We start from the raw sequence: 10,489 nt of genomic DNA on the forward strand, positions 1-10,489 counted from the left end.
CTTGCCGATGCGCTGGGACAGATCCTTGTAGGTCCCGACCGTGCCGCCATCGATCAGGATGCGGTTGGTGCCGTCGCCGTCGCCGTACTCTATCCACAGGCAATCGCCGTGATGCGCCGGAAGCATTTCAATGTTGAAGAATTTTTCGGCCACGGCCCGCTCCTTCAGAGTTTGAGTTGCCAGTCGGCGTCGCCGAAGCCGATGAGACCGAGCACCATCAAGAGTCCCTTCGTCATCGCCTGCCGCTTGGCGGCGCGCAGCACTTCGCCGAATCTGGCCGGTTCCTTTTTCACGACGGCCACGAGCTGCTCGACAATCACTCCCGCCGCGGTGGCCGCATCGCCGCCTTCGATGACGGCGAGCGTGCCCAGGATGACGGGTGCCCCGCTGCGCCGGAACTGCGCGACGTGGCTGGTGTAGGTCCTGGCGTCGCCGGTGCCGGCGACGTCACATCCCATCAGCAGGACCAGCGGCGGCGGCCTGTCCTTTGCAGGCCGCAGGTAGTCCTCGTCGATGAACCTCGATTCCAGTGTGTCGCCGCTGATCTCGAGGCTGATTTCCGCGTCCGCGCCGCTCGAGTGAGGCAGCGCCACCAGCAGAGTGGGCTTCTTGGCATTGACCGTGGTCTTCCACTGCGCCCACTTTCCGACGGGATTCACGGCGCCCGACGTCTTCCAGCCCTTCACGACGGAGGCTTCCAGTTTCTTTCGGGCTTTCGAGGGCACATTCTTGCTGGCGGCCAGCAAAGCCGGGCCCTTGAGCGCGATGACGTCGCGTCCCGCGATCGCTTCGACCGCCTCGACATAGGCCTCGTGGCCGAGCGCCGGATTGTGCACGTGGCGCTCGATCACCTTGCGCAATCCCCAAAAGCCCATCGGACAGACATGTGTCGCCGGCGAATCCTTGGGAACGCAGTCGGCCGGGCAATGGCCGTCGAGAAGCGCCTTCTGCGCGTTCGGACACACCTTGGCGTTGGCCGCCGGCGACTTGTATTCGTAGACAAGCTCGAGCGGTATCACCGCATCCGGCTTGGTCGCGACGATCTGCAGGTATTCGCTGTCCCGCAGCGTCCTGGCGGCGGCGGAAACGTCGATATAGTCGATCACCAGCCTGCCGAAGAGTTCGCGTCCTTCGGTCGCCAGCTTGACCAGCATCTCGGTACAGGGCTGGCTCGTCAGCCCCGTGCTGTAGCGCTTGGCGTCGTTCGCCACGTCGCGCAGTCGGGCGCTGATCTTCTCAAGCTGCTTGTCTATCTTGTCGAGCGACGAGATGTAGGCGCCGTCGCGACCAGCCGCCTGGAGCGTGGGCTTGCCGTCGACCGTCTTGTTGAGCACAAGGTGGGCATCAAAGCGTCGTCGATCGTCAAGGGTCGTCAGGCTGCCGTGTATTTGCGTTTCCACCGACAGGCGCGGCGCAATCTTCCTGGCCGCGGCCGCGGCATCCTTCCGGGACGCCTCGACTCTCGTCTCGAGCAGCGCCGTCTGCAGGACTCGCCCCCGGTAGTGGATGGTGAGCCTGCCCCGGAATGGCCCGACCTTGGTCGGTGTGAAATCGAAACCGCACCGGTCGCTCGTGCCGTAGCGACCGAGGACGAACTCGCCCGTCTGAGGCGTCTCCCACTGATTCGGCTCACTGAAGATGACGCCGAGCGTGAATTGATCGGCATTCTGCCAATCGAGCTTCTTGTCGGGGAATTGCTTGTCGGCTTGCAGTGCGCCGCCGCCCGGCGGGCCGATGAACGCTTCCACGCGGTGGGGTTGACCTACGACGAAAGGCCTCGTGTCCTTGACCGCCTTGCCTTCCCGGATGGCAAAGACGTCCGCCTGCAGGACGCGGTTCGGCTCCGATCCCGTGGTGCCTGCCCTGGCCGCCTTCTCGGCGGTGGAAATCTCGGCGAGCGCCGTGCCTCCCCGACTTTCGCGATCGAACGGAAGAGTAAAGGCGCGGCTCACGAGTTCGTCACCCAGCCCCGCGGGGCGCGCCGCCGCGGCCATCCCGCGCAGACCGATGCGATCCAGCGTCTCCTTGGGCAGATCAAAGGCGGCTGACCGTGGCAACGCCCCCAGGCGCGCACCCAGCATTCGGGCCGTCGTCGGCAGCGCCGCCGCCTCGATCAACTGCTCGGTCAACAGATGAAGGACGGCGGCCTCCCGGAAAGCCGTCTGCAGGCTGACATCGAGTGGCGTGTTGTGGGAAAGCTCGGCAGCCCAATCCTGGAAGCGATCCGCAAGCTGCGATGGCGACTCGAGGCTTATCAGAGAGAGGCCAGCGGCCTGTGTTTCCGCCAACAGTGCATTCGCCAGGCTTTCGGTCTGCCGCCACGGGGCGTCCATCGGACCGACGACCAGCACAAATGCAGCGCGCACCGCGAAAGGCGCGGCCAGGATCTGCTGCAGCGCCGTTCGCACGGTGCCATGCAGAACAAGCACCTCGCACCGCGCATGCTCGCGAGACAGCTCGTGAAATCTCATGATCCCGGAAGCGGGGCCCGTCGTTGCCACGTCCTGCAAGCCAAAGGCAGCGTAGTCGTCCTGCCAGGCACCGACGCGTATCGGCATCTGCCAGCGCAAGTCCGCCTGTGGCAGCCGCGCGTTCAGGAACACGCTGCTGGTGCGCGCCTCCGGCCGCGTAAGAATACGGAACAGCGAAAAGACATCGGCCCCGCCGGTCTTCGCGGGAGTGTGTGAGACAACGACGCGTGGTGAGGGCGCCTCAGCCTGGACAGCGTGCCATTTGCCGATGGCCCCGAGCAGCTTCTGGCGCGACCAGCGGGCGCCCCGCGGCCCGGCTGACGGGCCCCGCCACGGCGCAGAGGAAAAATCGACGGCGGGACCGCCGGAGGAGAATATCCGGCTCTTTCCCGACAAGCCGAGGCCTGCCACGGCCTCCACGTATGCGACGTCGTCGAGCGCCCGCCCCGCGTTGCCCAGAAGCTGCTTGTCCCTATCGTGCAGTTTCGCCATGACGGGTGCCTCAGGATTACCGGATCGCCGTGCTGCGCGCTGCCCCCAGGAATTGCTGCGGAAGTCCCCCGACTTCACGGTCGATCCGTCTGGAAAGTATGCATCTCAGGATTGCATAAATCAATGTCGGCCTACCGCAAGATGAAGAAGCCCGACATCCGCCTATTGCGGGAGTCGTTACGGGATCATCGCATCGGGAGGACGATCACTGGTGGGGGCCGCAACGGTCACGCAAGCTTCCGGAGCCCAGGGCCGCCGTAGCGCAGGCCGATCTCCGTGTGCCAAGATTGACGCCCACACGTTACACAACAGGGGAGGAAGACCGATGTCGTTCTATCGAGGCATGACAGCTGAGAACGTCACCATCAATGGCGACAAAGGCACCCCGATCACCGCCTACGTGGCAAAACCGGAAGGCAAGGGTCCCTTCCCGGGCGTGGTGCTGATCCACCATCTCCCGGGCTGGAGCGAGTTCTACATCGAGACGACGCGACGCTTTGCGCATCACGGCTATATGGCGATTTGCGCCAACCTCTATGAGCGCGAGGGCGGCCAGAACAACCCCGACGATGTCGCGGCCAAGGTGCGCGCCGACGGCGGCATTCCCGATGCCCGGATGGTGGCCGACACCGAGGCCGCGGTGAAGTGGATGCGCGCGCAGCCCAATCTCAACGGCAAGGTCGGCCTCTTCGGCTCGTGCTCCGGCGGCCGGCACGCCTTCATCTATGCCTGCCAGAAGAAGGACGTCGATGCCTGCGTCGAGCTGTGGGGCGGCCGCGTGGTGATGGGCAAGGAGGAGCTCAACGCCAAGACGCCGGTGGCGCCGATCGACATGACGAAGGACCTCTCCTGCCCGCTGCTCGGCCTGTTCGGCAACGACGACCGCGCCCCCAGTCCCGAGCAGGTGAACCAGCACGAGGCCGAACTCAAGAAGCACGGCAAGGCGCACGAGTTCCACCGCTACGACGGCGCCGGCCACGGCATCTTCTACTGGCACCGGCCGCTCTACCGGCCCGAGCAGGCAATGGATGGCTGGAGCAAGGTGTTCGCTTTCTTCGGCAAGCATCTCGCCAAGAAGTAGGAGGCACGAAGATGTGCACGTCCATCATCGAGATCGCCCGCGCCGAGGGCATGGCCAAGCGCGGCGACGACTGGTTCCCGCTCACGCAGTCGGTGGTCGCTTACGACCACGCGCGTCACGCGCCGCTGGGCGACGTGATCACGCTCGACTTCCTCAACACAAGTCTCGATCCCGGCGCGCGGGCCGGGGTCGAACTCACGCTCGAGAGCGCGAAGGAGCTGCGCGCCGCGCTCGATCGCGCTATCTCGGCGGCGGAGTACGAAGAGGCCGAGATCCGGGGCAAGGGTGCGGTGCGTCTCGTCAAAGCGGCGTGACGTGCGTTATCCTGCGGACGGATCGGAGATGTCGCCGAGCTTCCGGACCGCGACTTTGACCGACATGCCCAGATAGTCCTTGGCATCGCCGAACCACGAGCCTTCCAGCGGCACCGCCTGGCCCGGGTGGCGGGCGATCGCCACCGGGATCAGATCGAAGCCGGCGCTGAGGCGGTTGGTCGGGTCATAGTGCGTCCAGCCGGCGCCGGGCAGGAATACCGACATCCAGGCGTGGGTTGCGCCGGAACCGACCATGCCGACCTGGCCGCCATCCAGCGCGGAATCGTAGAGGTAGCCGCTGACGAAACGGGCGGCGAAGCTCAGGCGGCGCAGGGTTTCGATCATCAGCCAGGCATAGTCACGGCAGGTGCCCGATCTTGTCCTCAGTGTTTCCGCCGGCGACTGGGTGCCTTCCGCCTCCCGGGCATTGTAGGTGAACGTGTCACGGAAGGTGTCGAGCATCCGCTGCAAGACATCGGTCGTCCGGTCCCGGTTGTCGGTAACGAAGCTCTTGGCCCAGGCGGCAACCGCGCCTTCGGGATCCTCGGCATGGGGGCGGATATAGACGAGGAGGTCGTTCCATTCGTCCGGGGTATATTGCACCGGCACCGTCTCCGCCCGCGGCTCCAGGGCATGGTTCTCGACGCCTTCGACACCGAAGTGGATTCCTCGCGCCTTGAATGAAAAGGTCAGCTCCCTGGCGGGTTCACTGAATTCCATCTCCGTGACGTTGTTGCCGAGCGCGTCGGTGGTCCAGCGGATCGTGGACGGGCTGCTGGTCCTGGCCGACCAATCGATGAGCCGCCCTCGCGCGGCCGGTCGCGGCAGGAACATGGCCCGGTGCTTGCCGAACGTCACCGGATTGGCATAGCTGTAGGTGGTGGTGTGCTCGATCTCGAATAGAACCGCCATCGCTTCCCCCCGTGGCAACGTATAGCTGGGCATCGTGACAGGTAAAATCTACATCGGCATCGGCGGCTGGACCTTCGAACCCTGGCGCGGGACGTTCTATCCCGAGGGCCTCACCCAGAAGCGCGAGCTGGAATATGCCAGCCGCCAGCTCACCTCGATCGAGATCAATGGCACCTACTATTCGAGCTTCAAGCCGGCGAGCTGGGCCAAGTGGCGCGACGACACGCCCGAGGACTTTGTCTTCGCGGTGAAGGCCTCGCGCTTCTGCACCAACCGCCGCGTGCTGGCCGAGGCGGGCGAATCGGTGCAGCGGTTCGTGACGCAAGGGCTGGTCGAATTGAAGGACCGGCTCGGCCCCATCAACTGGCAGTTCATGGGCACCAAGAAGTTCGATCCCGAGGACTTCGAGGCGTTCCTGAAGCTGCTGCCGCGCGAGGTCGGCAAGCTGCGCCTGCGCCACGCGCTGGAGGTGCGGCACGACAGCTTCAAGGACAAGCGCTTCTACGATCTCGCGCGCAAGTACAACGCCGCCATCGTCTATGCCCACGACAAGGACTTCCCCGAGATCGACGAGCCCACGGCCGACTTCACCTACGCCCGCCTGATGCAGGCCGAGGAGAAGGTGAAGACCGGCTACAAGCCCGCCGATCTCGACAAATGGGCCAAGCGCGCCAAGGCCTGGGCCAAGAAGGGCGACGCCTTCGTCTACTTCATCTCCGGCGCCAAGGTGCGCAATCCGGCCGCGGCACAGGCGCTGATCAAGCGGCTCTGAGCCGGGCGGCTTGACAGGAGGCGACGGCCGCCATAACACTTAACGTTATGGTTAACCTTCAAAGCCCCGTCCTCGACCGCACCTTCGCCGCCCTCGCCGACCCGACGCGCCGCGCGCTCCTCGCCCGGCTCGACGCGCAAGGCGGCGTCTCGGTGAGCGACCTCGCCCGACCGTTTCCGGTGTCGCTGCCGGCCATCATGAAGCACCTCGACGTGCTCTCCGATGCCGGCCTGGTCACCCGCAAGAAGGTCGGCCGCACCGTCACCTGTCAGCTCAAGGCCGAACCGATGGAGCAGGCGATGAACTGGCTGGCCAAGTACGAGCGCTACTGGACGGAGCAGCTCGACCGCCTCGCCGCCTTCGTGGAGGACGACTCATGGCAAGCAAGCCCAGCCTCGCCCTCAAGCGCCGCCTCAAAGCGCCGCCGGAAAAAGTCTACGAAGCCTGGACCGTCCCGGAAAAAATGATCCGCTGGTGGGGTGCCTCCAACGCGGCATCCCGCACCGCCAAGGCCGACGTCCGGGTGGGCGGCCGCTTCGATGTCGGCTTTCGCGGCGACGACGGCGGCCAGCACGACGTGAGTGGGCTCTACAAGGAAGTCGTGCCGGGCAAGAAGCTGGTGTTCAGCTGGGCCTGGCGCACGACACCGGAGCGTGAATCGCAGGTCACCATCGATCTCAAGCCCGACGGCGACGGCACCATCCTGACGCTGACGCACGAGCAGTTCTTCGACGAGAAGGCGCGCGACGATCATCGCCAGGGCTGGAACCGGGCGCTCGACAATCTGGAGAAGGTCTTCGCGTGAACCTCGCCCCCTTCCGCACGCCTCTCGCCATGAGCGACGCCGGCATCTGGGCCCTGCAGTTCAACGCCCTGCCTCGCACGGTCGACGGGTTGGCGAAGGTCCTGCAGGGCCTGCTGATCCACGAGCATATGCCCGATTTCTATGGCGTCACGCTGTCGGACCGCCAGCGCGGCGAGCCGCATGTGCGCGGCGCAAGAGAGATCCTGGAACGGATCGCCGTCCACGATCCGCGGCCGCTTTCGAAGGCCCGCCCGCCCGGCGAGCGCTTCGCCGGCTGCTGCCGCCACTACACGCTGATGCTGGTTACCCTGTTGCGGTCCCGGGGCATTGCCGCGCGGGCGCGCTGCGGCTTCGGCGCCTACTTCGTGAACGACATGTTCATCGACCACTGGGTGACGGAGTATTTCGACGACGCGCAACTTCGTTGGGTGCTGGTCGATGCTCAGATCGACGCCCGGCAGCGCGAGAAGTTCGGCATCGACTTCGACACGCTCGACGTGCCGCGCGACAAATTCCTGGTCGCGGGCGATGCCTGGAAGCTCTGCCGCGACGGCAAGGCCAACCCGCAGGCCTTCGGAGTCCTGGATATGTTCGGCCTCTGGTTCATCGCCAGCAACGTGATCCGCGACGTGGCGGCGCTGAACAACCGCGAGATGCTGCCGTGGGACGTGTGGGGCGGCATGACCCAAGTCGACGCCGAGGTCGACGTCGCCCTCATCGACCGGCTGGCCCGGCTCACGCACGAGCCGGACAGACACGTCGATGAGCTCTGCGCCGTCTACGGTGACCCGCGCATTGCCGTGCCGCCCACCGTCTTCAATGCCGTCCTCAATCGCCCGGAAGCGGTTTCCACCGGCCCCGATTCGCCCTAAACTGGCGTTTTCGGAACGGTAGGAGGCACATATGCCCGCGCTCTCGCTGGACCACTGGAACATCTTCTGCAAGGACCTGAAGAAGACGGTCGCCTTCTACGAAAAGTATGTCGGCCTGCGCGACGGCGACCGCCCGCCCTTCCCCTTCCCCGGCGCCTGGATGTATGCCGGCGACAAGGCGATCCTGCACATCGTCTCGGAGACCGGCCGCAAGGATCATGGCAGCGGCGCCATCGACCATGTCGCCATCAACTGCGCCGACATCCGCGGCACCATCGACCAGATCAAGAAGGACAAGATCAAGTTCGAGGTTCGGAAGGTGCCGGCGCGGCCGCTGCAGCAGGTCTTCATCCACGATCCGGACGGCGTGATGATCGAGCTCAACTTCTGGCACGAGGAAGACGTGAAGGAGCTCGAGGGCTTCGACCCGATGACCAACCGGGCAGGCGCCATGAAGGAAAAGGCCGTCCCGGCCGAATGAGACGCACCGCCCTCGCGGGTGCACTCAGCCTGCTGGCCTGCGCTTCGGTGCAGGCACAGCAGCGCGAGACGATTTCGTTCGAGAGCCGGCAGAAGGGCCAGCCGGTCCAGGTCACGGCCGAGATCTACTGGCCGGCCGCGGCCGGCCCGGTGCCGGCGCTGGTGATCCACCACGGCAGCGGCGGCGTCAGCGATACACGCGAGGGCCGCTTTGCCCGCGAGATCGTGGCGATGGGCGTGGCCGCCGTGGTGATCGATTCGTTCAGACCGCGTGGCGTGAGATCGACGGTGCAGGACCAGTCCGCCGTCACCGGTCAGGACTTCAACCTCGATGCGCTTGTGGCACTGAAGGCGCTGGGCGGCAACGGCCGCATCAACCCGGCGAAGATCGGCATCACCGGCTTTTCCAAGGGCGGCACCTCGACGCTGATGGCGGCGCACGAGCAGCTGGTCGTGGCCGCCGGCGTGCCCGCCGGCCTGCGCTACGCGCTGCATGTGCCGTTCTATCCCTCCTGCAGCGCGCAATACTACCGGCCGCAGACCACCGGCGCGCCGATCTACATGCTGCTGGGCGGCGCCGACAGCTATGTCGGCTTCGAGCCCTGCCAGACCTACGGCAATGCCCTGCGGGTGGCCGGTGCGCGCGTCGAGGTCACGGTCTTCCCCAATGCCCCGCATGGGTTCGACGGCGGCCGGCCCTACTTCGATCCGAGGGGCGAGAACTATGCCAAGTGCGTCTTCCAGCAGCAGGCCGACCGCTCGTGGATCGAGCGCGCCAGCGGCGTGACGACCATCGGCACCGACGGCCGGCCGATCCAGGGCGCCCTGGCCAAGGCATTTGCAGCTTGCAAGACCCTGGGCGTCAGCGGCGGGCCGAACGATGCCGCCGCCAAACAGTCGATGGACGATCTCAAGGGCTACGTGCGCCGCCACCTGCAGGGCGGCTAAAGTCAGTCGACCGTCGGCGTGGCGCCCAGCCGTTCCCAGTAGTCGGCCGGCAAGAGGTCGCGACCAGCCAGCAGACAGGCGAGGTAGGCGCGCGTCGGCCTGAGCCCGGCGGCGACCTTCAAGGCCACATAGGCGATCGCCTCGACCGCCTCGCCATTGTCGGCCCGCACCACCGGCACCGTGCGCCGTTCGTAGTGGCCGCCCGCCACGCCTTCATGAACATCGAGTTCGTCGAAGCCCGCTGGCGGCAGCAGGTTCAACGTGCCGTGCACGGCCTCACCCGAAGCCGTCACGATGTTGCCAGCACCGGCGCCTGGTGGTGCTCCGGCCCGTGTAACCAGCTTGTCGAAGGTGAGCCGCCAGCCGTCGAGCCGGCCGCCGATGCGCTCGCCCCACACGATCCCCTTGGACTTCATCCGGTCGTCGAACAGGCGCCGGGCATCCATGTTCGAGCCGTAGGCGAAATACCATTTCATGCCAGCCGCCATACCCGTACCCCTTCGTCGTAGCCGCGGATCGCCATTGGACCGAGGTCGGTGGCGGGACCGCCATCGCCGCTTGCCTGCATCGCGTCGCGCACGGAGCTCGAGACGAGCAGCCGCGATCCGGTTTCCTTGGTGAGCTGCTCCAGCCGGGCGGCGAGATTCACCGTGTCGCCGATCACCGTGTATTCCTTGCGCTGCGGCGAGCCCACGGTGCCGGTCACCGCCTCGCCGATGTGGATGCCGATGCCGATGCGCAACGCCTGCCGCGGCCGGACGAGGTTCCACGTGTCGACCGCCTCCAGCATGCCTCGCGCCGCCGCCAGCGCATTCGTCGCCGCCGACGGGTCCTTGAGCGGCGCGCCGAACAGCGCCAGGAAGCCATCGCCCAGGAACTTGTTGATGATGCCGCCGTGCCGGTCGACGACCTCGATCATCTCGGCGAAGAAGTCGTTGAGCAGCGCCACCGTCTCGCCGGCCGGCCTCTGGCGCGTGGTCGCCGTGAAGCCGCGGATGTCGAGGAACAGCACGCACACGGTGCGCATCTCGCTCGCCGGTTCCGACGACGTCGCGAGCAGGCGGTCGACCACGGCGGGCGAGACATGCTGGCCGAACAGGTTGGTGACGCGGTCACGCGCTGCTGCCGCCGCCACCGACTGCTCGAACTGCCGCCGCAGGCTGCCGGCCACGACGCCGGCGATCACGCCTGCCGCCAGCAGCACGACGCTGCGGCTGAAATGGTAGATCAGGGTCTCGTCGGGAATATTGCCCCAGGGCGTGATCGCCGGCGTCGTGGCCGGCAGCCTGCGGCGGCAGTTCGAGCAGTCGGTGGCGGCGGCAGCAGCGCGTGACCGCGTCAC

Annotated in this window: 12 protein-coding genes; 8 read left to right on the plus strand and 4 right to left on the minus strand. The window is 66.3% G+C overall.

Going from position 1 to position 10,489, the window contains the following annotated elements; all coding sequences use genetic code 11:
* Positions 1-164 precede the first annotated feature (164 nt).
* The gene (locus EPO55_RS19840) at positions 165-2,963 is read right to left on the minus strand and encodes a hypothetical protein (RefSeq protein WP_296338916.1); all 2,799 of its coding nucleotides are present in this window, start codon (positions 2,961-2,963) and stop codon (positions 165-167) included.
* Between the two features lie 325 nt (positions 2,964-3,288).
* Between EPO55_RS19840 and EPO55_RS19845 the strand changes: the two genes are divergently transcribed.
* A complete protein-coding gene (locus tag EPO55_RS19845) occupies positions 3,289-4,044 on the plus strand; it encodes a dienelactone hydrolase family protein (protein ID WP_296338917.1) in 756 nt (251 codons plus the stop codon).
* 11 nt (positions 4,045-4,055) lie between these two features.
* Complete coding sequence (locus tag EPO55_RS19850; RefSeq protein WP_296338918.1) at positions 4,056-4,358, plus strand: DUF6295 family protein; 303 nt, start codon at positions 4,056-4,058, stop codon at positions 4,356-4,358.
* Between the two features lie 6 nt (positions 4,359-4,364).
* On the opposite strand, the gene EPO55_RS19855 is transcribed toward EPO55_RS19850, so the two are convergent.
* A complete protein-coding gene (locus EPO55_RS19855; RefSeq protein WP_296338919.1) occupies positions 4,365-5,303 on the minus strand; it encodes a transglutaminase family protein in 939 nt (312 codons plus the stop codon).
* A gap of 1 nt (position 5,304) precedes the next feature.
* Between EPO55_RS19855 and EPO55_RS19860 the strand changes: the two genes are divergently transcribed.
* Genes EPO55_RS19860 through EPO55_RS19885 form a run of 6 tightly spaced genes read left to right on the plus strand, consistent with a single transcriptional unit; the run spans position 5,305 to position 9,147 of the window.
* On the plus strand, positions 5,305-6,042 hold the full coding sequence (locus tag EPO55_RS19860; RefSeq protein WP_296338920.1) for a DUF72 domain-containing protein: 738 nt from the start codon (positions 5,305-5,307) through the stop codon (positions 6,040-6,042).
* A 47-nt stretch (positions 6,043-6,089) separates the two neighbouring features.
* A complete protein-coding gene (locus EPO55_RS19865) occupies positions 6,090-6,509 on the plus strand; it encodes a metalloregulator ArsR/SmtB family transcription factor (RefSeq protein ID WP_296338921.1) in 420 nt (139 codons plus the stop codon).
* Positions 6,419-6,847 carry an SRPBCC domain-containing protein gene (locus EPO55_RS19870; protein ID WP_296338922.1) on the plus strand — a complete coding sequence of 143 codons (429 nt, stop codon included), beginning with the start codon at positions 6,419-6,421 and terminating at the stop codon, positions 6,845-6,847. Before EPO55_RS19865 ends, EPO55_RS19870 begins: the two co-directional genes overlap by 91 nt.
* Positions 6,844-7,719, plus strand: a complete 876-nt coding sequence (locus EPO55_RS19875; RefSeq protein ID WP_296338923.1) for a transglutaminase domain-containing protein — start codon at positions 6,844-6,846, stop codon at positions 7,717-7,719. Before EPO55_RS19870 ends, EPO55_RS19875 begins: the two co-directional genes overlap by 4 nt.
* Positions 7,720-7,750: 31 nt before the next feature.
* Positions 7,751-8,200 carry a VOC family protein gene (locus tag EPO55_RS19880; protein ID WP_296338925.1) on the plus strand — a complete coding sequence of 150 codons (450 nt, stop codon included), beginning with the start codon at positions 7,751-7,753 and terminating at the stop codon, positions 8,198-8,200.
* Positions 8,197-9,147, plus strand: a complete 951-nt coding sequence (locus EPO55_RS19885; RefSeq protein ID WP_296338926.1) for a dienelactone hydrolase family protein — start codon at positions 8,197-8,199, stop codon at positions 9,145-9,147. Before EPO55_RS19880 ends, EPO55_RS19885 begins: the two co-directional genes overlap by 4 nt.
* A 2-nt stretch (positions 9,148-9,149) precedes the next feature.
* Here the strand turns inward: EPO55_RS19885 and EPO55_RS19890 are convergent, their stop codons facing one another.
* On the minus strand, positions 9,150-9,623 hold the full coding sequence (locus EPO55_RS19890; RefSeq protein ID WP_296338927.1) for a gamma-glutamylcyclotransferase: 474 nt from the start codon (positions 9,621-9,623) through the stop codon (positions 9,150-9,152).
* Positions 9,620-10,489 (minus strand): adenylate/guanylate cyclase domain-containing protein (locus tag EPO55_RS19895; RefSeq protein ID WP_296338928.1); only part of this gene is annotated, 870 nt, incomplete at its 5' end. The genes EPO55_RS19890 and EPO55_RS19895, both read right to left, overlap by 4 nt.

The organism is Reyranella sp. (assembly GCF_004296935.1).
In the GTDB taxonomy this organism is placed as follows: Bacteria; Pseudomonadota; Alphaproteobacteria; order Reyranellales; family Reyranellaceae; genus Reyranella.